We start from the raw sequence: 23638 nt of genomic DNA, 5'->3' as shown, positions 1-23638 counted from the left end.
CTTCGCGCAGCCGCGCGCTAACCCATCCTACGAAGCCCCTACGCCACCGCGGCGTCCGGAATCCTTGCGGCTTCCATCGGCTGCTTGCCGCGGATCAGGTCCGAGGCGCGGTCGGCGATCATCATCGTCGACGCGTTCAAATTCGCCGAGATCATGCGCGGCATGACCGAGGCGTCGATGACGCGGAGGCCTTCGAGGCCGTGGACGCGGAGCTGGTCGTCGACCACCGCCCAGGTCGAATCCGCCGGGCCCATGCGGCAGGTGCAGCCGGGGTGGAAGGTGGTGGTGCCGCGCTCGGTGGCGGCTTGCAAGAACTCGTCGTCGGTGTTGACGTTAGGGCCGGGGAAATCCTCGTAGGCGTAATAGGGCGACAACGGCGCGGACTTCAAAAGGCGCCGCGCGAGCTTCATGCCGCCGACGATGACGCGACGGTCGAGCTCGGCATCGAGATAGTTGGTCTGGATGATCGGCGGTGCGAACGGATCGGACGAGCGGATGCGGACATAGCCGCGGCTCTCCGGGCGCTGCTGCCAGGACGCCACGGTCATGCCGGGCTCGTCCTCGAGCTGGCCCTGCACGCCTTCCTTGTAGGACGCCGGCGTAAAGGTGAGCTGGAGGTCAGAGCTCTCGGCGCTCTCGCCGGAATGCCAGAAGCAATAGACCATGGTCGGCGACAGCGAGAGCAGGCCGCGGCGCGCGGTCGCCCATTTCAGCGCCTCGATCCACAGCGAGAAGCCGCGGCGAAGCTCGTTGATGGTCTTGATGTCTTTGACGCGCGCCACCGTGCGCGGGGCATAGTGGTCCTGCAGGCCCTCGCCGACCGGCAGCGCGTGACGCACCGCGATGCCGTGCTGCTGCAGCAGATCGGGCGAGCCGACCCCGGAGAGCTGCAAGAGCTGCGGCGAATTATAGGTGCCGCCGGAGAGGATGACTTCCTTGTTGGCGCGCACCTCCACCGGCATGCCGCCGCGGCCGCCCTTGGTGTAGCGCACGCCGACGGCGCGCTTGCCCTCGAAGATGATCTCGGTCGCGTGCGCATGGGTGTGCACATGCACGTTGGGCCGCTTCATCGCCGGTTTGAGGAACGCGGTCGCGCCGGAGACGCGCAGGCCGTTGTTGATGGTGCGCTGGCAGTAGGAGACGCCTTCCTGGGTCTTGCCGTTGTAGTCGGGATTGCGGGGAATGCCGAGCGAGACCGCGCCTTCCATGAAGGCTTCGCACAGCGGGTCGCGCCACTCCATGGTGGTGACGGTGAGACTGCCTTCGCGGCCGCGATAGGTGTCCTCGCCCTCGCCCACGCGTTTCTCCAGCCGGCGGAAGTAGGGCAGCACGTCGGCATAGCCCCAGCCGCGATTGCCCATCTGCGCCCAGGTGTCGAAATCCATCCGCTGGCCGCGGTTGTAGATGTGGCCGTTGATCGAGGACGAACCGCCGAGCGTCTTGCCGCGCGGCGCATAGATGCTGCGCCCGCCGGTCCAGGGCCCTGGCTCCTGCTGGTAGGCCCAGTTGATGCTCTTCATGTGGAAGGTCTTGATGAAGCCCGCCGGCAGATGGATGTAGGGATGCCAGTCGGACGGGCCGGCTTCCAGCACGCACACGCTGGTGTTGGGGTCTTCGCTCAGCCGGCTGGTGAGCACGCAACCGGCAGAGCCCGCGCCGACGATCACATAATCAAATCTGTCCATGGTGCCTCGGCCGCTCCTAGCGCGGCTTGTCGTTGAGTTGAAATTCCAGATGCGTCTTCACCGTTGGCCATTCGGCGGCGGTGATGCTGTAGACCACGGTGTCGCGCAGCGTGCCGTTCGGCGCGACCTGGTGGCTGCGCAGGATGCCGTCCTGCTTGGCGCCGAGGCGCTCGATGGCGCGGCGGCTCTGGTGGTTGAAAAAATGCGTGCGGAATTCGACCGCGATGCAGTTCAGGGTCTCGAAAGCATGGCGAAGCAGCAGCAATTTGCACTGCGTGTTGAGCGGGCCGCGCTGCGCGCTCTTGCCGTACCAGGTCGAGCCGATCTCGACGCGGCGGTTGGCGGCATCGATGTTCATGTAGGTGGTCATGCCGACGACGTTGCCGCCGGCGTCGAACACGGTGAACGGCAGCATCGAGCCCGCGGCCTGCAGCCCGAGGCGCCGGTCGATCTCCTTGGCCATGTTCTCCGGCAGCGGGATCGCGGTGTACCAGAGTTTTGACAGCTCACCGTCCTTGACGGCCGTCACCAACCCATCGAGATGCTGATGCGACAGCGGCTCGAGACGGGCGTGCTGTCCACGCAGGGTGATGGGATCGGGCCAGGGCATTTGAGGTCTCTCCTTACGTCACTATGCGGCGAGGCATTCCGGGTGCCAGATCCTCATCCTGAGGAGCGCGGAACGCGCGTCTCGAAGGATGAAGGCCCGGCTGGTGGCCTCGCCCTTCGAGACGCGCGCCAAGGGCGCGCTCCTCAGGGTGAGGGTCTGAGAGTTACCTCGCCTCTCGCACAATGACGGCTTGGCTCACTTGTTCAAAAAATTCAACGGCAATCCGCTGCGCGGCCAGTCCATGGCGACCAGCTCGCCCTTGCCTGACAGCGTGATGTAGGCCGTCTCCAGCTCGGGGCCGCCGAAGGCGATGTTGGTGGTGACGCGGTCGCCGGTCGGGACCTGCTCGACCAGCGTGCCGTCGGGTGCGATCACCGAGATGCAGCCGGAGACGAGGGTGGCGACGCAGACATTACCGCCGGCTTCCACCGCGAGCGAGTCGAACATCTGGTAGCCGCCGAGGCCGCAGATCGGCTTGCCGCGCTCGCCACGATAGATCACGTCGCGCGGCTTCAGCGTGCCGGGCGCGGAGAGCTCGTAGGCCCACAGCCGGCCGGTCGGCGTCTCCGCGATGTAGACGGTATTCTCATCCGGCGACAGCCCGATGCCGTTGGCCGGCAATATGCCGTGCACGATCTCGACGAGCTCGGTCATCCCGGGCTTGAGGTAGTACATGCCGCCGACGTCCATCTCGCGCGCGCGGCGCTTGCCGAGATCGGAGAACCACAGGCCGCCCTGCTTGTCGAACACCAGATCGTTCGGCCCGCGCAGATCGTGCTCGCCGCATCTGGTGACGACGGTCTCGACCTTGCCGGATTGCAGATCGACACGCTGGATCGAGCCGCCGAGGTAATCGTCCGGCTGCGGGCCCGGCATGATCATCTTGCGGGTCGGGATCCAGGAGAAGCCGCCATTGTTGCAGATGTAGATCTTGCCGTCGGGCCCGAGCGCGGCACCGTTCGGGCCGCCCGGAATCTTCGCGACGATCTCCTTGCGGCCGTCGGGATAAACGCGCGTCAGGCGCTGGCCGCGGATCTCCACCAGCACCACCGAGCCGTCCGGCATCACAACCGGCCCTTCGGGAAATTCGAGGTCGGTGGCGAGAACGCGGACGTCAGACATTGGGGACCCTCCCGGCTCCTTGTTATGGCTTGCACGGGATGTCCGGCACGGGCCCCACACGCAAGATTTGCCTGCGGTTATGACAAAGTCGCCTCGGCTTGCCAAGCAAGCGGGATGGTATGCCAGCGTTGCGGAAGCCCTAATGCTTCACCGGCAGCCAGATCTCGAAGCCACCATTCCCGGTTGCGGGATCGAACGCCTCGTCGTAGCGCTCGAAGCTCGGCGCGTCCGCGGCCGTCAATCCCGAGGCGGGCAGCCATCGATTCCAGATCGTGTTGACGGTGCGGCGGATCGAGGCGACGTGCTCGGTATGCGTGAACACCGCATAGCGCTGCTCGGGAATGCGGATGCGGGCGAAGCGTCGCGGCAGGTCCGAGAACTCGGCGACCTCGACGCCCGCGATGTAGTCGAAATTGCCGGAATCGTCGCCGTTGCAGCAGACGCCATAGGCGACCTGTCCGACCCTCGATGGAATATCGGCGACCTCCTGGTGAAAGCGGTGCCAGAGGCCGGGGATGACGGCGCCGTTGTCGCAAGAAATGCGCTCGCCGGGACCGGCGACGAGCAACGCCCGCTCGGTCTCAAAACGCGGCGGGGCGAGATGGTCGAGCATGGTGGAGTCCATGAGGATCGGCTCCTGAAGCTTGAGGTCATTGACGCACATCGCCGCCCTGACCGCTTCGGGCGTGGTGCCGAATTGGTCGCGGAACGCGCGGGTGAAAGCTTCGTGCGAGCCGTAGTCGGCCTCCAGCGCCAGCGACAGAATGTCGGGCGCGCCGTTCGCGAGAAGACGCGCCGCCTCGGTCAGCCGCCGCGCGCGGACGTAGCGCATCACCGGAAGGCCGGTGGCTGCGGCAAACGCGCGCACGATGTGGAACCGCGACACGCCCGCGATCGCAGCGATCTCGTCGAGCGTCATCGGCTCGGCCAGATGGCTCTCGATATACCAGAGCGCGCGTTGGGCAGGGTTCATGGCGGCTCAACCCTCGTTCGAAGCGTGACGATGATGCGCCCTCAGCGCCGGCTTCGCTTGATCGGCATTGCTGTCCTCGCGTGAGGATAGTTCGGGAATAGCCACTGGCAACGCCCCGGCATTCGCGGCTAGACTGTTTCGAACCGCTCACGAGAAAGAGGAACCCCACGTCATGGACATCACCGATGTGCGGGCACACCATATCCGCATCCCCTATGACGCCGGTGTCGCGAGCTTTCGCCAGGGCGCGTCCGCGATTACCGCGCTCGACATGGTGCTGGTCGAGGTCATCACCGATGCCGGGCTGACCGGCTGGGGCGACGCCTTTGCCTATGTCTGCCCGCGCACCGCGCGCAGCGCCGTCGAGGAGATGATCGCACCGCAGGCCCGCGGGCTGAAGGTGCCCGATACGGCCGGCATTCCCGCTGCCATGGAGCAGATCCAGCGCAATCTGCATCTGTTCGGCCGCTACGGCATCACCATGTTCGCGATCTCAGCGCTCGACATCGCGCTGTGGGATTTGGCGGCGAAGGTGCAGGGGGTGCCCCTGCATCGCCTGCTCGGCGAGATCAGGCGCACGGCCATTCCCGCCTATGCGAGCCTGCTGCGGATCGGCTCGCCCGACAACATCGCGGCCGAATGCAGGAAGGCGCTCGCGCTCGGCTATGGCGCGATCAAGCTGCACGAGACCACGGCGCCGGCGGTGTTCGCCGCCCGGGAGGCGATCGGACCGACCGTTCCGCTGATGGTCGACATGAACTGCCCGCTGACGGCCGAGCAGGCGATCGCGTTCGCAACGACCTGCCGCGACGCACGGCCGATGTTTCTGGAGGAGCCGGTCTGGCCGCCGGAGGATTTCGCCGCGCTCGCCGAGGTGCGCAGCAAAGGCGGGCTCGGGATTGCCGCCGGCGAGAACGCCTGCACGGAATATCAATTCCGCCAGATGATGCAGGCCGGCGCGGTGAGCCACGCCCAGCCGTCGGTGACCAAGGTTGGCGGCATCACGGAATTTCTGAAGGTCGCGGCGCTCGCCGATCAGCTCGGCGTCAAGATCGTTCCGCACTCGCCGTATTTCGGTCCGGGCCTGCTCGCGACGCTGCACCTTCTGGCGACACGCGAGGACGGGCTGGTCGAAATGTTCTATCTCAAGCGCGAAGCCTGCCTCTGGAGCGGCCGCGCCGACAGCGATGCCACCGGCCATGTCGCGGTGCCCGCGGGCGCGGGGCTCGGCTATGAGCCTGATCGGGACGTGATGGAGCGCTATCGCGTGGCGTGATCGGCTCGCTTATTTCGCGTCCTTCGCCGCCGGCGCGTCCTGCTTCTTCTTCAGATCATCGGCCGTCTTCACCTGCGCGGCCTGGAGATCGCCGAGCGTCTTCTGCAGGCCGGCGAGGTTCGTCTTCAGCGCATCGATCTGACGGTTTGCTGCATCCAGCTTCTGCTGCTGGTCGAGCGCGAGCTTGGTGATCGTTTTCTGCAGGAAGTCGACATTGCTCTGCAGGCAGCTGGTGCGCCGCTCCATGGTCTTCTCGACCGTGCAGATCTCGATACCGGGCACGTCCTGCGCGTGCACCTGCGCATTCGCCAGCGTTGCGAGCAGCAATATTGCGAAACAAACGCCGGCGTTTCGAAGCAGCATGAAAGGTTCCTCTCCGATCGATCACGGCAATGTGCGCTGTTTGCGCACAGCCACTCAAGGCTACCACACTCGCACCGCATTCTCGCGTTGAGCTTGCATCGTTCCCTTGGACGGGGAACGATGATCCGCACGCGGAAGAAGTGGGCGCTCGTTCCGCGGCTTTGTTTAGGGGAGATTTTTGGAATGGCAACGCGCGATAGACGACTGGCGGAATTCGACGGCGCCGGAGAACCACCGCCGGGCCTGGCGCTCGAAGTGCTGTGCGAGGACCACAGCGGAACGTACCAACTGCCGTTCGCCTGTCGCTATGTCGAGGGACGCTGGCAGAACCACGAGGCCGGCATCGCGGTCGAAGCGACCGTCATCGGCTGGCGCCTGCCGCGCGTGAGGCAGCGCGGGGCCGCCTGACGCCCATATTTGTTCCAAAATGCAACGGGGCCGCGCTCCGTCTTAACCTTCGGAACGCGGCCCGAACGAATCACGTCCGAATCAGCCGAACGGACGTGTACGCAGCTGTTCACGGCTAGATATCGATGTGGCTTGGCCGGCGCGTACAATATCTGCGCAGCGCGGTGGATGGCCCACGCCTCGCACGGGCGCCAAAGGTTAATCGCGAAAAGGACATAGCGCTCAAGTTGCTGTGGCCGGTCCCCGCCCCCGAAACAGGCAGGGCCAGGCAAGGCCTGCCTAATATTCGACCTCGAGCTCCTCGATCTCGGCCGGCTCTTCCCTCGCCGCCGCGATCCATTCCTTCATCTCATCCATCGCCATGATGGTGTCGGCGTAGGCCTTCAGCTGCGGCTCGAGCTTGACGTCGTAGGTGACGAAGCGCGTCACCACGGGCGCGTACATCGCATCCGCCATGGTTCGCCGCTCGCCGAACAGGAACGGGCCGCCCGACCTGTCCAGGCAGTCGCGCCAGATCGACCAGACCCGATCGATGTCGGCCTGCGCGCGCGACCAGATCTTGAAGCCGGGAAAACGTCCCTTCAGATTCACCGGCAGCGAGGCGCGCAGCGTGGTGAAGCCGGAGTGGATTTCGCCCGAGATCGAGCGGCAATGGGCGCGCTGCACGCGGTCATCAGGCAGCAGGCCGGCTGACGGCATCGCCTCGTTGAGGTATTCGGCGATCGCCAGCGTATCCCACACCACGGCACCGTCGTGCCGCAGACACGGCACCAGGATCGACGACGACAGCAAGAGGATTTCGGCGCGCGCCGACGGATCGTCCGGCGCGGTGACGATTTCCTCGAAATCGAGCCCGGAGAATTTCGTCAGCAGCCAGCCGCGCAGCGACCAGGACGAGTAGTTCTTGCTGCTGATGGTCAGAGTCGCCTTCGCCATATGGCCATTCCCTCACGCCTGGGCGCGCACTGCCGCGCGTGCGTGCCCCGTCCTTCCCGCCCAAAGAGCAGCAAGCGACGTGCCAATTTTCCCGGCGGTCCGGCTCCCATCTGGCTTCGATATTGCATCACGACGGGGGGACAGGTGGGCACTTCAGTATGATGTCGATGTATTATCAGGCCTTTCAGAACCAGATGGACCTGACAGCGCCGTGGCGGGCGGGGGCTTCGTCCGCGCTCAAATTCCTCAATCTGGTGCCGCAGGGCATGTCGGACCAGGTCGTCGGCCGTCTCTCGGCGGCGCTGGAGCTGATCTCGCGCTCCACCCTCACCTATCATCGCCCGGCCTACGGCATCGACAGCGTCATGGTCGGCAATCGCGAAGTCGCCGTCACCGAGGAGGTCGCCTACGCGACACCGTTCGGCTCGCTGCTGCACTTCAGGAAGGACGGCGTGACGGAGCAGCCGCGCATGCTGCTGGTGGCGCCGATGTCCGGCCATTTCGCGACGCTCTTGCGCGGCACCGTGCAGACGCTGCTGCAGGACCACGACGTCTACATCACCGACTGGCACAATCCGCGCGACATTCCGCGCAGCGAGGGCCGCTTCGGGCTCGACGACTACACCGAGCATCTGATCGATTTCCTCGGACAGCTCGGCCCGCGCCCGCACATGGTGGCGATCTGCCAGCCGTCGGTGTCGGCGCTCGCGGCCGCCGCGATCATGTGCGAGGACAACCATCCCTCGCGCCCGGCGACGCTGACGCTGATGGCGGGGCCGATCGACACCCGCATCCAGCCGACCAGGGTCAACGACTTCGCCAAGAGCAAGCCGATCGAATGGTTCGAGCAGAACCTGATCAACTACGTGCCGATGCAGTGCCGCGGCGCGCTGCGGAAAGTCTATCCCGGCTTCGTGCAGCTCACCGCCTTCGTCTCGATGAACCTCGAGCGCCACATCAAGCAGCACATGGATCTCGCCAACCACATCGCCAAGGGCGAGAACGACAAGGCCGCGACCATCAAGACTTTCTACGACGAATATTTCGCCGTGATGGACCTGCCGGCCGAGTTCTACATCGAGACCGTGCGCGACGTGTTCCAGGAGCACCTGTTGCCGCAAGGCAGACTGATGCATCGCGGCCGCCCGGTGAACACCAAAGCCGTCAGCCGCATGGGGCTGATGACAGTCGAGGGCGAGAAGGACGACATCTGCTCGATCGGCCAGACGCTCGCCGCGCAGGACCTCTGCACCGGCGTACGCGCCTATCGGCGCGTCCACCACATGCAGGCCGGCGTTGGCCATTACGGCGTGTTCTCAGGCCGGCGCTGGAATAACGAGATCTATCCGCTGCTGCGGGATTTCGTGCACGTGAATTCGTGACACCACGCCGCGGCGCGCTGGAATTGCTCTTCAAGCCCGTATCGAGCCGGGCCACGCGACGACTTGCCCTGACATCACCATGCGGTTGCGTCCGCCCTCCTTGGCGGCGTAAAGCGCCTTATCCGCAGCCGCTATCAGCGACGTGCAATCCGCCTTGTCGCCGAACGAATGATATGTGGCGCCACCAATGCTGAGGGTGACCTGCCTGGATGACGGGTTGAGCGCGTGCAGGATGCCGAGGTCCTCGATCGCCTGCCGGATTCGCTCACCGACCTGCTCGCAACCTCCTGCGTCGGTATTCGGTAGCAGCAAGGCGAATTCCTCACCACCGTACCGGGCCGCCACGTCTGCCGGCCGTCTGGCCTGCTGCGCCAGGACCCCCGCGATTGAGCGGAGACATGAATCGCCCGCTTGATGCCCGTACCGGTCGTTGAAGCTCTTGAAATGATCGACGTCCATCAGCAGCAGTGACAGAGGCGTTCCTTCCCGCCTGGCCCGGTCCCATTCCGCCTCCAGCCGCTCGTCGAAGTGTCTGCGATTTGCCAAGGCCGTTAGGCCGTCCGAACTGGCGAGAGCCGCCAGCCTATCCTCCAGATCCTTGCGTTCGGTCATGTCGCGCGAGATCGCCACCACGCCGTTGATGTGTCCACTCTGCGCACTCCTCGTGACGCGCAGTGCAGTTTCGACCCAGATCTCTTCCTTCTCACGATGACGGGTGCGATACGTGATTCTCGCCTCCTCGGCTTCGCCGTTCATCAATGCGGAGAGCGTTTGCTCAACCCGGGCCAGATCCGCGGGATTGATGCCGGCGAGGGCTGATGTGTCCACCAATTCGTTCGGAGCCCAGCCAAGGATTCGAGCGGTGGACGGCGACGCATAGAGGATCCGTCCATCGACTGCGACGCGCATGACCATGTCTCCCGACTGCTCTGCAAGGAGGCGAAAATCCGCCTCCTTGGCGACCAGGGCAGCCGCCATCTTCTGCCGCAGGTGCAACTGGCGCACCAGAAAGAGCCCGGCAACACCGAGCCCACCAGTCAGCGCCAGGACTGCGGCAATGCGCGTCAGCGCGGCTCTGCGCCAGGGGGCCAAGACGTCATCTTCCGATTCCGTAGCAACGAGGAGAACGGGGTAGCGGCTGCTGAGTTGATAGAAGCTCAGACGCCGAACGCCGTCGAGAGGCGACGTGAAGTAGTAGACGCCCGCAGCCGGCCGCTCGCGAATAGTCTTGAAAAGCGGAGCACTCGACAGATCGCGGCCCGTGTATCCGTTGTCCGGGGTACGCGCGAGGACAATGCCTCCCGCGGTCGCCAGAGCGATTGAACCGTTCCGGCCAACGTCGAACCCGCGATAGAATTGTAGAAAATAGTCGACATCGATCGTCGTAAGGGCAACTCCGGCAAAACTGCCGTCAGGATGGTTGAAGCGCCGTGACGCGGTGATGATCCATTGACCGCCCGATCTACTCTTCACCGGATTCCCAATGAAGGTCCCCCGGTCCGCCACGGCACGATGATGCTGGAAATAATCCCGGTCGCTGTTGTTGAGACGGGCGAAATCCACTGGCTCGCTGGTTGCGAGCCAGCGGCCGGTCTCGTCGTAGATAAATACGGCGCGGATCCGGTTCGCGGCTTTGCGTCGGGTCAAAAAGGTCTGAATCTTGGCGATTGCTGTTGGCCCGGCTCCCTCCAGTTCGAGTTGACCAACCAGCACGTTCAGAACGGTATCCGCGAGTTCGAACGTGTCGTCCGCGTGTTGCGTCAGCGACCGGGCCAGATTGGCCATGTCCGTTTCGGAACCCTTCAGCACCGCCAGTCGCGAGGACCATTCCCGCCAGCCGCTGAGCGCGACAATCGCCATACAGGCGACCGCCACGAATGCCGAGACCCAGAACGTCAGACGCCCCTGGCGAACATCACTACGGTGATAGATCAAGAGATGTTCCCTCCACCCCAGCCCCGTAAACGCCTTGGGCTTAAGGGATAGTTGCTCGTTCCGGTTGAGTTTCTGGCAGGGCTTCGGAAGACTGACGGCATCGATGAGCGGCTTGACCGTCGATCGATAACCCATCGACCGGTCGGGCGAGAAGGACACCACAGCAATCAGCCCGACTTGACGGCCTCGCTCAACGTGCCGGCCACTCGGCCAAGTGAGGCTCAGTGAAACTGGCGGGATGCAGGCTTCGGACTCCGGCAAGATGTGCCAGATCGTCGATCCGCGGTTGAGGCCGAATGACCAGGCTCTCTGCCGGCAACCGAATCGGCGGCGAAAGCGATGCGGGCTTCGCGCCAGTTGTAACAATTTGAGGCAACGGCACGGCCATTGACCAGATGTTCTTGAGCATCGCCCTGTTCACGGAGCATGCGACGACACCGTTCTCCTTCAGACGGGCGACGGTAAAGAGCTTGCGAATCAGCAGGTCTCGTTCAAGCGATTGCGGCAAATGGAACTGCATCCCGACCAGCCGGCCTCGTTGCTGTACAATCATCGCGTCGATCCAGCCCACCTGCATGATGTGCACGCGCAGCGGTTCTCCAGCGCCGGGACAGTCAATGCCGGAGCCGAGCAGAACGCCAGCGCCAGAGAGGGAGATGTTGCTCACGCGCCCAGAAAGCCGTTCGCCGGCCCCGGTCTCGATCAAGACCGATTCATCGACGTCGAAACGCTCCTCGGCGCGTCCCATCCGGGCTTGCAGCGAGGTCATGCAGACGAAGAAGAGCACGACGACGTTCACCACCGACCAGAAGGCGACCATCGGTAAAGCGGCCGGATGATCGATCATCCGCCATTCCGGGATGGTGTTCAGAACCAGGCCGACAACCGTCAACGCCATCAGCGCCGCCGACGGCCAGAATATCTCCGCGGCGTAGCTTGCGCACCGCGCGGCAGCTCCCTTGGGCGTCACCTTGAACGCATGTCCCATCGGCTTGACGAGAGTCCCGAGCACCGTCGGCAGAATCTTGAAGCTCTGGATCGTCGCCGACACCTGAGCGGCGAGCGGAAAGTGCACGTGCGGCGCAAACCAGGAGATGCCGCCGTTGAGCGCCAGGATCGCGGGGAACAGGTAAAAGAAGACCGCCTCGGGGGTGACGTCGGCGACAGGCGATAGACCGGTCCACATGAACACGATCGGAACCACCACGACCATGAGCGCTCGCAAGCCCAATGAGAGCCAATGAGTCGGAAAGAACAGAAGCCGATGCATCAAGCCCAGTCCGGGGCCGAGCGGGCCGGCGGCGAGATACAGAGTCTGGATCGCGCCACGCGCCCAGCGTTGCCGTTGCACGAAAAACGCGTCAAGGCTTTCCGGCGCCAATCCAATCGCCAATGGCTCGTTGAGATAACGGGTGATGTACCCTTTGCGCAGCAGGACCAGCGTCAGCAGAATGTCTTCGGTAATGGACTGGGTTGGCAAGGCATCCCCAACCACGCGAAGTGCTGCACGACGCGTGACGGAGTTGGAACCACAACAAAAGGCACCATCCCAGCCGTCGCGCGCGGGCATGATGGAATCGAAGAAGAACCGTTGCTCGTCCGGCAATCCCCTGTGCAGGCCGAGATTCGCCTGCATCGGATCCTCGTTGTAAAAGGTGTGCGGGATCTGAACGATTCCGATCTTTGGATCCGCGAAGAAGCCGATCGTGCGCATCAGGAATTTGCACTGCGGCACGAAGTCCGCGTCAAAGATCGCAAAGAACTCGCCGTTCGTCTGCGTCAGCGCATGATTGATATTGCCGGCCTTGGCATTCAGGTTGTCGGCGCGCGTGAGATACCCGGCACCCTTTTCCTCGCAGAGTTTCTTGAGCCAAGGCCGGCGACCATCATCCAGAACCCAGACCTGGAAGTTTGGATAGTCCAGACACAACGCGCCGGTGATCGTCTTTTCCAACACCTCGAACGGCTCGTCATAGGTTGGAATAAGGACGTCGACCGATGGCAGCTCATCATGCGGCAGGCTGCGAAGCCGACGCTCGTGCTGATCCGCCTCGCTGCGGCGATCGGTCCTGCGAAGGAAAATCAGATAAAGAATAAACTGATCCGTAAAGGTCAGTAGCTCAACGAAGAGACAGAACCAGATCCAGTAGACCTGATACCAAGTGCCGGTCGCCGGCAGCACCGTGGTGAAAATACGCCATTCGAGGTAGCGAGCCACGACAAGCCAAACCGCGGCAAAGACCGCGACACGTGCCCAAAGGCGCGCGACCGGAAAGGTCGGCGCCAACAGGTACATCGCCGCAAAGATCCCCACCATCGGCGCGAACAGCTGAGAGAGAGACAGAGTCATGGCCTGCATGGAACACCTCGCTCACAGCGACGACTGGTCGAGCTCCAGGCGCGCGGTCAGCCATTTCAACTTCGAGCTGACCAATCGTAGCAAGCCGTCGGCTCTGCGCTCGAAGCGCACTTCGGCCAGCCGTCCGATATCGCAGGAGCCATTGCGGTCGGCCCACGTTTCGTTGGGGGGAAGCGATATCTCAACGGTAATGTTGCCCGGATCAGGCCGCGGCACCCGAGCCGCAAGCAGTCGATCGTCGGCGTAAGCAGCCGATCCGCGGACTTGCCGGACCAGGCCGGTCTTCCATTCGCCGCTCCCGATCAGGCGGACGGTAGCCGCATCTCCGGCCTTGATCTTCTCGAAATCGCGCTCGGGCAGTTCAACGACAATGAATCGGCGTTGGCAGTCTGCAAAATCGAGGACCGATTGCCCTTCCGTGACCATCGAGCCGGGGCTGGCCGCGACCGACCAGACGACATGGGCGGCCGGCAACGACAGATCGTAGTGATCGAGACGATCAAGCCGAGCGCGCTCCTCGGCGATTTCCGCGGCCAGTTGCGCAGAACGTGAGCTGTTTTGCAACTCGTCCGTCTCGAGCTCCTGGCGGCGGAGAACAAGCCGCTCGCGTTGCTGCTGGGAGTAGGGCACGTCATTGGCATCGCCACGAAGATAGAGACCTTTCTCCGCCGCCCCCAACTCGGTCTTGAGGCGCTGCAGGCGTTCATCGGCCATCCGGCACCGCGTTGCGGTTGCCTCCTGCGAGGCTTGGGCCTCGCCGGAGCGGATCTGCGAACTGATGCCGAGCTTCACGAGCCTCTCCATCCGGCCCGCGACATCGTTCCGCTGCCGCGCCTCGGCGAGACAGCCGCCTTTTTCAACTTCCGTTTCGCCGATTTCGTGGCTCAGGCGCGCGACCATCCCCAAACGATAGTCCTCGCTGCGCTCGCCGAGCTTGCGATCGAGCCCGGCGATCTCCTCGAGTTGCCGACGTGCGAGCTCGGCGCGTTTGGTGGACACGGCAAGCTGCTGATCGAGGTCCATGAGGTGTCGGCGATCCGGCGAACGCGCCCCGACCATCGGCACCACCCGGCTCTGCTGGAAATATTCGCCCTTGCGTGGAAGATCAGGCGAGAGCTGACCCGCGAACGGTGCAGTCACCCGCATGAGCTCGGCATTGACAAAGGCGGAGGGAGCGATTCGGTAGGTCACATACGGCAACAGGGCCCATCCGCTCAGCGCGATGATCCCGAGCGCCAGAGCTCGGCGAACAACCCGGCTGCGAATGAAACGTTCGACGTGCAAACGGACCACGACTGGATCTCCAATGGGCTTTGGTCGCTGCGCCTGCCGCAGCGAAGGCAAACCAATCGTCGGGCGTTGGGATGAAGTTTGCGCCTTGAGGCAAGGAGCAATCCGACAACATTGCCGCCAGCCGAAATCAGGATTCGCCACCGCGGCAGACTCGCCTTCGCAACCACGAGAAGCATACCTAGGATTCACCACATCAGGTTAAGCTGTGTCAAAACCGGATAACTACGGCTGCCGAGTCGAGGATCAGGATATCGTCCCATTCCGGCTTGAAGTCGGCGCGGCGCTTGCGGCGATCGAATGGCGCGGCTAACGCCCATTCCCAAGCAGCTCTTTCGCTTCCAGGACTTCGGGAAGATTTCGCTCCGCATCGAATTCGGCGAGCACAGGAGCGAGCACTTCAGAGACCGCACCAGCTCGGCCATTTGTCTTGTACAGGCGTGCAAGTTCAAGGGCGCCGCGCAGCTCGAAAGTCCTGGTCTGCTGGTGTCGCGCGATGTCCAGCGCGCGCTTGAAGGCTTCTTCGGCACTGGATTCGTCCGAAGGATCCTGGCGCGATACAAGTTTACCGCGGACACGATGCAGCTCGGCATCGAGCCAATGCTGGCCGGATTGTTCCGTCCCGGCGATCGATTCGTCCAGGATTTCCAGCCCGGTCCCGACTTCGCCCACCTCTGCATTCGCCAGGGCGACATGCATCCCCCAGAACGGTTCGCAGAGGTAGCAGTCGTTCTCGTGCAGGAAGGCCCAGCCGTGACGCATGTCCGCCAGTCCGGCCATCCGGTCGCCGGCACGCCACTTGGCGAGGCCATTCAGGTAGGTGCCCGCGGCCACGTACAGCGGCATCGTGTGGTCGCGCGCGAGACCGAGCGCCAGGATCGTCTCTGTTTGCTGCAACATGCCCCCGCATACCCCGTCGAACACAGCGCGATGAACCAGCGCATTGGCCTGGGACAGCGCCCGTTTTTCGCCCGGAGCACCCACCGCTTCCGCGGCGAGCTTGCGCGCACGAGCGGTGCTACCGAGCGGCCAGAGCACCAGGGCAAGAAATCTCATGATCACGAACGGCAGATCCAGCGCAGACGCCCTGAAGGTCGCGGGATCCGGTTCGGCACCATAGATCCCCAGCGCCCGCTCAAGATGCGTTCTCGCATTCAAGTAATCGCCCTCGAACCAGCAGGTGACGCCGCCCGTCCAATGGGCGACGACGGCGGCCACCGGCGAGTCCGGTCGTCGGTCAGCGGCGCTCCTGATGGCGTCCGCCAGCTCCCGCATCGGAGCGAGTTCGCCGTGGGTCAGGCAGGCATTGAAGAGCCCCGACTGCACCGGCGCAAGTTCAACGGGATCATCGATGTCGGCTGCGAACTGGCGCGCACGCGTCCATGCCGCGACCGTCTCTGGAGCGCTGTGGCCGAGGCTGCCCCGCAAGGCACGGCCATATGCGATCTGAAGATGCAGCCTGCTCATGATCCGGCGGGAATCATCAGGCAACTGATCGGCGGTCGCAATGGCCTTGCCGAGATGCGCGATCGCCTCGGAATAGGCCGAGCGTTTCAACGCCTGCTGGCCCGCCTTGCGCCACCATTCGAGGGCCGTCTCGCTCAGCCCCGCCTCAGTGAAGTGGTGCGCCAGAACTTCCGGTTCGGTCTCGGCGACTGCTGGAAACTTCTCGCGCAGAACATCGCCAATGCGGGTATGAAGCAGCTGCCGTTTGCTCTTGAGCAGACTCTCGTAGGCCGCCTCCTGAACAAGGGCGTGCTTGAAACTGTAATTTGCTTCGGGCGGCGTGCCACGACGCAACAGCAGTTCGGCCTCTTCAAGTTGTCCCAACGCAGCGTTCAGCGTCAGATCGTCGCGTCCCGCCACGGTTTTCAGCAGTGCGTACGAGAAGTCACGGCCAATGGCGGCGCCTATCTGCGCTACCTCCTTGACCGGAGCGAGCCGGTCGAGCCGCGCCATCAGCGAATCCTGCAGCGTCGCGGGGATAGCAAGCGGCGGGAGCGGACTATTCAGGCGGTAGCGCCCGGCATCTTCGACGAGCAGCCCGGACTCCAGCACCATCTTGGTCAACTCTTCGACGAATAGCGGTATGCCATCGGTCTTGTCGATGATCTGCTTCATCATCTCGCGTGGCAGCTGGCGACCGACGACCACCTGCTCGACCAGCGCGCGCGTGTCCTGCCGATCGAGCCGGTCGAGCCGCAACAGACTGACATTGGCAAGGCCCGACCAGGAGGGCTCGAACTCCGGCCGGGACGTCAAGAGCACGAGTATCTGCAGGCCCCTGATCCGATCGACCGCGAGATCGAACAGTTCAAGTGTCGTCGCATCGGCCCAATGCATATCCTCGCAGATGATCAGCAGAGGCTGGTCTCGCGCCAATCCCTCGAGCTGATCGAGAAGGGCGGCAAATGTCTGTCGCCTCTGCTGCGCCGGGCTCAAGCCGAGTGGCGGGCAATGATCGCCGGTCGGAATCGAGAGCAGGGCCGCAATGAGCGGCGTGGCCCGGGCGACTTGCCGGGTTCCTATTGCCAGCATCGCCTCGAGCTTGTCGAGCTTTTGTTCTGGCGTGTCGTGGGAGCGGATTCCGGCGGCGCGCTCGAGCTGCGCGACAAAGGGATGAAGTGCGCTGTTGGTGTGGTAAGGCGAACACTGATATCGCACGCGACGGTGCGTCCCCAACGAGGGGCTCTCGGACAGCATTGCCACGATGCGCGACTTGCCGATGCCCGCTTCGCCGGAAATCAATACGATCTGGCCCTGGCCCTGCCATGCCTCCCGCTGGCGCGAGAGAATGAACTCGATCTCGTCCTTGCGGCCGACAAAGCCGATCGAGCGCGCGGCGCGGACCGCCTCGAAGCGACTCTCCGATGAGGTCGCTCCTTCCACCGCCCAGACCGCGATGGGTTCGCCTATCCCCTTGACCTCGCGGCGGCCGAGATTGCGAAAGGTGAAGAGATCGCCAAGTAGCCGGCGCGTCGACGAGGCAACGACGACCGCCCCCGGCTCGGCCAGGCTTTGAAGCCGAGCAGCGAGGTTTGGTGCATCGCCGATGGTTGCGTGCTCCTCCGATGCATCTCCGCTGATGAGATCGCCGACCACCACAAGCCCGGTCGCAATTGCGATCCGCAGTTCAACCCGTTCGCCGGCGCCTGTCTTGAGCTGGCGAATCGCAGCGATAATATCGAGGCCCGCTCGCACTGCCCGCTCCGCATCATCTTCGTGGGCGCGCGGATACCCGAAATAGACGAGTATTCCGTCACCAACGAACCTGGCTATCCTGCCGTCATAAGCGGCAATGACGCTCCCGCAGGCGGCGCGGTACGCCCGGATCACTTCCCACAGATCCTCGGGATCGAGACGCGCCGAGAGCGCCGTCGAGCCGACCAGATCGCAAAACATGACAGTGAGGTGGCGCCGCTCGGCGTCGTGAGGCGGAGTCGGCGATGCGATCAACGCGGCTGGATCAAGGTCGGCAATCGCACGCAGCATTTTGCGGCGATGCCCGAGCAGGACTCCGAGCTTGTCGAAGTCCTCGACCATCAGCTCGGGAAGGACGCCCATGTCGATCCCATTTTGGACAAAACGCTCTGCGTATTGCCCAAGCCCCAGCTTCTCGAGCCACTCCGCAATCTGCATTGGCTCCACCGATCGTGTGGTTGGCGGTTAGCAGAATTTTGGACCACGGCGCGCAGGGACAATATCCCAACGCCACCATGATGGCACGTCTTGTTTGTCGCGCGAAAATTTAGGTTACTCGATACCGACACGTTTTTCGACCGGGACACTGCTCGATGCGAACGGCTGCGCTACCAAACATCGCCCGCGCGCAGCGTTAGATGGCAGAGGTTGCGATGAGTCGTCGCTGCTCACCGCAGACCTGAAGCCGAACCAACACTGCGGCTTGTGCGCACATACGATGCCAAGTGCACGTTTTCCGTGAGGCGCACTTTTATCGTTGCTCGTTCGTGGGCGCATCGGAGCTGCGAGTCATTGCACCCGCCGCAACTTGAAGCGAAGAACCAACCACCCAACAGCCGGCAACAAAGCCTATCAGGCCGTTAGGCAGGTTTTGATCAAGGACAAGGATGCTGACGGACAGCGTTGCGGCAATCGCCGCGCTGAACGTTCCAGCCGCACTCATGAGCTCAGCCGGCTCAGAACCATTCCATTCTTCCGAGATGTTCGATGTCGCCCTTCGTGCGACATTGCCGGACAAATCAATCCCGACATAATAGCTGAGAGCTCCATAGAGCATTGTTATCAGCACGATCCAGCCGCTTTCAAACATTCCGCCTTTCTGACGCAACAGGGTCGCACCCACGTAGAGGCCACAAGAGGCCCCAACGGCTGCCAGCCCAATTCTTTCAAGAATGTGGGCCGACTTGATCAGGCTGGAACGGGCGATCCGAAGACTGCCGACCTGCCTTCTTAGGGAAAAGGCGCTGGAAATTGCGCTGCTAATCTTCATTGGGGGCTCCTCTGAGTAAGTAGCAGCCTACCGGCCGACCCCGACTAGAAGCTGCCAGGACGCGTTTCTCGATGCCCTTGATTCCAATTTCTGAAAGATCTGTGTTGAGTGATGGGGTTGGCTTGCTCGTGACCAGGACGAGAGCCAATCCAAAGCTGCGAGCACGCGGCTTCGCAGGCATTTGCATCTCACCCGTGTCTGCCAGTTGGCTCCAGGTGCGACAATTTCTTGCGGGAGTGATAGCTCGAAAAGAGAGTGATGGAATATGAGGCGGTTCACATGCCGCAGTTCCCTCTCGCTCCATCCGGTCACAATTTCAGGAGGACAAATCCTCATCGTCGCGCCACCCCTCCCCCCAAGAGGAGAGAACCCTCACCCGGCGCTGCGCGCCGACCTCACCCGCAAGCGGGAGAGGTAAGAGGAGCTCGTGGCTAGACCGGTGTTCCCATCACCATCACGCCCTCAGTAACCGCGACTGCGATCGACACGCCCCGGCAATTCCTCGCCGCGGCGGTGACGGTCGATGACGTCGAGCACGAAATCGACGGCCGTGTCCGGCGTCGTCATGCTGGCATTGTGCGGCGTCAGCAGGATACGCGGATGGCGCCAGAACGGATGTCCCTCAGGCAACGGCTCCGGTTCGGTGACATCGAGCACCGCGCCCGACAGCGCACCGCTGTCGAGGGCCGCGAGGAAATCGGCCTCAATGAGATGCGGTCCACGTCCGACATTGACGAGGGACGCACCGTGCGGCAGGCGCGCGAACAAATCCGCGTTGAGGATGCCGCGGGTCTCGTCGGTCAACGGCAGCAGGCAGACGAGAATGTCGCTCTGCGCGAGGAAATCTGGCAGCGCGTCTGCACCCACGTGGCAGGTCACGCCCTCGATCTCACGCGCCGAGCGATTCCATCCCGAGAGCGGGAAGCCGAACAGCTTGAGGCGTTCGAGCACGGCCTGGCCGAGCTGGCCAAGCCCCATCACACCGACACGCCGCCGTTTCGCCGGCGTGATCCGGATCTCGCGCCAGACCTGCTGCTTCTGCTGATCGATGAACCGCAGGAGGTCGCGATGCAGACCGAGCACGGCCATGGCGACGTACTCCACCATGGTCTCGGCGATGCCGGGCTCCAGCATGCGGACAAGCGGAATGTGCGCGGGCACTTTCGTGGCATCGAACTGATCGACGCCAGCGCCGACCGAGAAGACCAGCTCGAGATTGGGAAACGTCGTCGCGATATCGTCAGGCGGCACCCACGCAACGAGATAGCGGACGTTGGCGGGATCGCCGATGTCAGGCCAGAGCCGGAATGGGACGTCGGGCGCACGCTCCGCGAAGAAGCGCGCCCATTCGGCGCCGCGAACCATGTTGGCCTTGTAGAGAACCGTCATGCGAGCCCTCAGAACGGGCTGACCGGCACCAGCCGGCGGCCGTCGATCATGCGCTTGTGGCTGTAGGCCGCGGGATCGACCAGCGGCGTGGCGCCGGTCACGATGTCGGCGGCGAGCTTGCCGGCGGCAGGGCCGATGCCAAAGCCGTGGCCGGAGAATCCGGTGGCGAGGAAGAAGCCCGGCAGCGCGTCGACCGGCGAGATCACCGGGATCGTGTCGGGCGTGCAGTCGATGGTGCCGCCCCAGGCTTCCGCGATCTCGATGTCCTTGAGTTCAGGGTTAGCCTTGATCAGTGAGGCCAGCGCCGCATTCACCAGCGACATGTCAGGCTCGGGATCGCGCACGCGCTCGGTCTCGAACGGCGACGGCTTGTCAAAGCTCCAGCTGGTGCCGCGCACGATCTGGTCGAAGAAAGACTTGCCCAACGAAAGTTTCAGCCCGTTCTTGCGATGCAAATAGGTTGGCCAGAAGGTGCGCGCGTAGCGGAACAGATCGGGCGACAGCTCGACCGTGCCGCGGTTGCGCAGCGCCAGCGTGAAGCCGCCGTCGAGGCGGCGGCGGACGCAGTAGAGATCGGTGCCCAGCGCGCCCGAGGTGATCTCCGGTCCCGGCGTGGTCCGGCAGGCGGTGGCGTTGACGAGGCCGATCGGCAGCTCGATGCCATGACGGCGGCAGAACAGCGACGACCATGCGCCGCCCGACAACAGCACGGACTGGGTGCGGATGGTGCCCTTCTCGGTGACGACGGCGCTGACGCGACCGCCAGTCGTCTCCAGTCCCCGCGCGGCGCAGCCCTGATGGACGGTGACGCCGTGCTTTCGCGCGGCGGTGGCGAGCGCGGGCACGGCCATCGACGGCTCGGCACGCCCGTCGCTCGGCGTATGCAGCCCGCCGACCCAGGTGTCGGTATTGCCCGGCATGCGCTCGGCAACCTCGGCCGGCGTCAGCACGGTCGAGTGGACCTGCATCTCGCGCGCGACCGCGGCCCAGCGTTCCCAGCTCGCAAGCTCGTCCTTGCTCTTGGTCAGGAACAGAACGCCGGTGCGGCGGAAGCCGGCATCGACGCCGGCGTCGTTCTGCATTTCCTCCCACAGCAGCAGCGCTTCACGGGCGAGCGGAATCTCCTCGCGCGCGCGGCCCTGCTGGCGGCACCAGCCCCAATTGCGGCTCGACTGCTCGCCGCCGACGTGGCCCTTCTCGACCAGCGCGACCGAAAGGCCCTTCTTCGCCAGATGATAGGCCGCGGAGACACCGATGACGCCGCCGCCGATGACGACGACGTCGACCTGCTGCGGCAGGCGTTCGTCGCTGTTGATACGGTTGAGCGGCGGGGACATGGAGCACTCCTGGAGTTCAGTTCGAACGATCACGCCTCAGTACAGCTGTCAATCGCATTGCTTGTATGCGCGCCTGCTTGCCATGCGATTCGCCCGCAGGTTGAGGCCGAAGAAAGGCTGGCGGCCGACACCACCGCAAATTGCCCCTCGACGCCGCCGCGCGGAGTCTGTAGCTCACATCAAAGCGGCACCCGGGACCGGGCGGCCAATGCGGTAGTCTTCTTTGGTGGGAGACCATGAAACTCAGGGGGCTTCTGACACTCGCGATGGCCGCACAGGTCGTGGTGACCGCGGCGGCCCTCCTCGCCTCCTATGCCGTGGCCGGACCCGGGTTCGGCATGGCCCAGATCGCAGCCCTAATCGCAAGCGCCGCCGTTGCCGCGCTGCTCGTGCACCTCTGCAATCGCGCGATCGAGAGATCGGAGGACAAGCGCGCCGCCGGACGATCGGCGGAAGACGCGCGGGCACGCAGCGACAGCGCGCAGATGATGCAGGCCGTCATCAAGACCGCGCTCGATGCCTTCATTCAGATCGACGATAGCGGCGCCGTGCTGGAGTGGAGCTTTCAGGCGGAGGCCCTGACCGGATGGACGCGCGAGGAGGCGCTCGGTGCCGACGTCGTCGACCTGATCGTCGCCGAGCCGCTGCGGGCCGCCTTCAGGCAGCGCATGGCGCGGCTGGTGCCGGAATTGTCGGACACGCCGTCCGGCCTGCGCTTCGAGCTCGCCCTGATCCACAGGAACGGCGACCAGATCCTGGCCGAGGCGTCCAGCACGGTGTTGCGGCTGGGTGGACGCGCCATCATCAACACCTTCGTCAGGGACATCACCCAGAAACGCGCTGCCGAGGAGCAGCTGGTGCAGTCCCAGAAGATGGAGGCGGTCGGGCAGCTCACCGGCGGCATCGCACATGAATTCAACAACATGCTCACGGTGATCACAGGCACGATCGAGATCCTGGCCGACGCCGTCAGGGACAACCCGCCGCTTGCGACCATCACCAAGCTGATCAGCGAGGCCGCCGATCGCGGCGCCGCGCTGACCTCGAGCCTGCTGTCCTTTGCCCGCAAGCAGGCGCTGCAGCCGGCCGAGATCGACGTCAATGAGCTGCTGGAAGAGCTGGCAAAGCTGCTGCTGGCGACCTTCGACAAGAAGATCGAGATCGTGACCAGGCTCGACCGCAACGTCTGGCTCGCCTATGCCGACCGCGGCCAGCTGAGCTCGGCGCTGCTCAACCTCGCGATCAACGCGCGCGACGCCATGCTGGACGCCGGCAGGCTGACGCTGACGACGCGCAACGTCGTGTTCGGCGTGCGCGAGGCCGTCGCGGTCGGCGCCGGCTATGCCGGCGACTATGTCGAGATCGAGATTGCCGACACCGGCACCGGCATTCCGCAGGCCATCCTGGAGCGGATCTTCGATCCGTTCTTCTCCACCAAGGACGTCGGCAAGGGCACGGGACTCGGGCTCAGCATGGTGTTCGGTTTCGTCAAGCAGTCCGGCGGCGGCATCAAGGTCGCCTCCGAAGAAGGACGCGGCACGATCTTCACGCTCTATTTGCCGAAGGCGGAGGCGAGCGCGCTGCGCCCGACCGGCTATGACGACCGCAAGATCGTGGGCGGCAGGGAAACCGTCCTCTGCGTCGAAGACGACCGCGACGTCCGCCAATACGTCACGGTCCAGCTCCAAGGTCTCGGCTACAAGGTCATCCCGGCCGCCAATGCGAACGAGGCGCTCGCGATTGCGGCCGAAGGCAGGTCCTTCGACCTGCTCTTCACCGACATCGTGATGGCCGGCGGCATGAATGGACGCGAGCTCGCCGAGCAGATGGTGGCGGCGCGCCCCTCTCTTCGGGTGCTGTTCACGTCGGGCTACGCCTACGATTCGCTGCACGCGCAGGGACGTGCGACGATGGGCGCGCCGCTCTTGAGAAAGCCTTACCGCAAGGCCGAGCTCGCCCGCATGCTGCGCCGCTGCCTCGACACCGCCGTCGATTCCGCCGGCGACGCGATCCCGACGCCCTATTCGGTGCAGGCTGATGTCGAGGCGTTCCTGCGCAGACAGGCGGCCGACGATAACGGCACGATGCGGCCGCGGAAATAG

The 23638-nt window shown here is 64.1% G+C and carries 17 protein-coding genes; 4 read left to right on the top strand and 13 right to left on the bottom strand.

Annotated elements, in window-relative coordinates; translation table 11 throughout:
* Positions 1-38: 38 nt before the first annotated feature.
* From GGD66_RS32795 to GGD66_RS32780, 4 genes are all read right to left on the bottom strand, one after another.
* Positions 39-1685, bottom strand: coding sequence for a GMC family oxidoreductase (locus GGD66_RS32795; RefSeq protein WP_183260636.1), 1647 nt, complete (start codon positions 1683-1685; stop codon positions 39-41).
* Between the two features lie 16 nt (positions 1686-1701).
* Complete coding sequence (locus GGD66_RS32790; protein ID WP_183235073.1) at positions 1702-2295, bottom strand: GNAT family N-acetyltransferase; 594 nt, start codon at positions 2293-2295, stop codon at positions 1702-1704.
* 195 nt (positions 2296-2490) lie between these two features.
* Positions 2491-3417 carry an SMP-30/gluconolactonase/LRE family protein gene (locus GGD66_RS32785; RefSeq protein ID WP_183260634.1) on the bottom strand — a complete coding sequence of 309 codons (927 nt, stop codon included), beginning with the start codon at positions 3415-3417 and terminating at the stop codon, positions 2491-2493.
* Between the two features lie 139 nt (positions 3418-3556).
* Positions 3557-4390, bottom strand: coding sequence for an AraC family transcriptional regulator (locus GGD66_RS32780; RefSeq protein WP_183260632.1), 834 nt, complete (start codon positions 4388-4390; stop codon positions 3557-3559).
* A 172-nt stretch (positions 4391-4562) separates the two neighbouring features.
* Here GGD66_RS32780 and GGD66_RS32775 point away from each other — a divergent pair, with 172 nt between their 5' ends.
* The gene (locus GGD66_RS32775; RefSeq protein WP_183260629.1) at positions 4563-5666 is read left to right on the top strand and encodes a mandelate racemase/muconate lactonizing enzyme family protein; all 1104 of its coding nucleotides are present in this window, start codon (positions 4563-4565) and stop codon (positions 5664-5666) included.
* 9 nt (positions 5667-5675) lie between these two features.
* Here GGD66_RS32775 and GGD66_RS32770 read toward each other — a convergent pair whose 3' ends face one another.
* On the bottom strand, positions 5676-6029 hold the full coding sequence (locus GGD66_RS32770) for a hypothetical protein (RefSeq protein ID WP_092253592.1): 354 nt from the start codon (positions 6027-6029) through the stop codon (positions 5676-5678).
* Between the two features lie 183 nt (positions 6030-6212).
* Between GGD66_RS32770 and GGD66_RS32765 the strand changes: the two genes are divergently transcribed.
* Positions 6213-6437, top strand: a complete 225-nt coding sequence (locus GGD66_RS32765; protein ID WP_018318578.1) for a hypothetical protein — start codon at positions 6213-6215, stop codon at positions 6435-6437.
* A 279-nt stretch (positions 6438-6716) separates the two neighbouring features.
* Here GGD66_RS32765 and GGD66_RS32760 read toward each other — a convergent pair whose 3' ends face one another.
* Positions 6717-7373, bottom strand: a complete 657-nt coding sequence (locus GGD66_RS32760) for a glutathione S-transferase family protein (protein WP_179736301.1) — start codon at positions 7371-7373, stop codon at positions 6717-6719.
* Between the two features lie 158 nt (positions 7374-7531).
* Here GGD66_RS32760 and GGD66_RS32755 point away from each other — a divergent pair, with 158 nt between their 5' ends.
* A complete protein-coding gene (locus tag GGD66_RS32755; RefSeq protein WP_183260627.1) occupies positions 7532-8755 on the top strand; it encodes a polyhydroxyalkanoate depolymerase in 1224 nt (407 codons plus the stop codon).
* Between the two features lie 30 nt (positions 8756-8785).
* Here the strand turns inward: GGD66_RS32755 and GGD66_RS32750 are convergent, their stop codons facing one another.
* The 7 genes from GGD66_RS32750 to GGD66_RS32720 all read right to left on the bottom strand — a co-directional run bounded on the left by GGD66_RS32750 (position 8786) and on the right by GGD66_RS32720 (position 21536).
* The gene (locus tag GGD66_RS32750) at positions 8786-10615 is read right to left on the bottom strand and encodes a sensor domain-containing diguanylate cyclase (protein WP_246789090.1); all 1830 of its coding nucleotides are present in this window, start codon (positions 10613-10615) and stop codon (positions 8786-8788) included.
* A 265-nt stretch (positions 10616-10880) separates the two neighbouring features.
* Positions 10881-13049, bottom strand: a complete 2169-nt coding sequence (locus GGD66_RS32745) for a glycosyltransferase (RefSeq protein WP_183260625.1) — start codon at positions 13047-13049, stop codon at positions 10881-10883.
* Between the two features lie 12 nt (positions 13050-13061).
* Positions 13062-14342, bottom strand: a complete 1281-nt coding sequence (locus GGD66_RS32740) for an HlyD family efflux transporter periplasmic adaptor subunit (RefSeq protein ID WP_179736309.1) — start codon at positions 14340-14342, stop codon at positions 13062-13064.
* Between the two features lie 306 nt (positions 14343-14648).
* Positions 14649-17978: an adenylate/guanylate cyclase domain-containing protein gene (locus tag GGD66_RS32735; protein ID WP_183260623.1), complete on the bottom strand. Its 3330-nt coding sequence runs from the start codon at positions 17976-17978 to the stop codon at positions 14649-14651.
* A 313-nt stretch (positions 17979-18291) separates the two neighbouring features.
* Complete coding sequence (locus GGD66_RS32730) at positions 18292-18810, bottom strand: hypothetical protein (RefSeq protein WP_183260605.1); 519 nt, start codon at positions 18808-18810, stop codon at positions 18292-18294.
* A gap of 462 nt (positions 18811-19272) precedes the next feature.
* Positions 19273-20199 (bottom strand): glyoxylate/hydroxypyruvate reductase A, encoded by a 927-nt coding sequence (locus GGD66_RS32725; RefSeq protein ID WP_183260602.1) that lies wholly within the window; start codon positions 20197-20199, stop codon positions 19273-19275.
* Positions 20200-20207: 8 nt separating this feature from the next.
* Entirely contained in the window at positions 20208-21536 is a 1329-nt protein-coding gene (locus tag GGD66_RS32720) for an FAD-binding oxidoreductase (RefSeq protein ID WP_183260600.1), read from the bottom strand.
* A 236-nt stretch (positions 21537-21772) separates the two neighbouring features.
* Between GGD66_RS32720 and GGD66_RS32715 the strand changes: the two genes are divergently transcribed.
* On the top strand, positions 21773-23638 hold the full coding sequence (locus GGD66_RS32715; protein WP_183260598.1) for an ATP-binding protein: 1866 nt from the start codon (positions 21773-21775) through the stop codon (positions 23636-23638).

Origin of the sequence: Bradyrhizobium sp. CIR48, assembly GCF_014198315.1 — a bacterium.
Lineage (GTDB): Bacteria > Pseudomonadota > Alphaproteobacteria > Rhizobiales > Xanthobacteraceae > Bradyrhizobium.
Note: the sequence above shows the minus strand (reverse complement) of the source record. Positions and strands in the feature narration are given on the sequence as shown.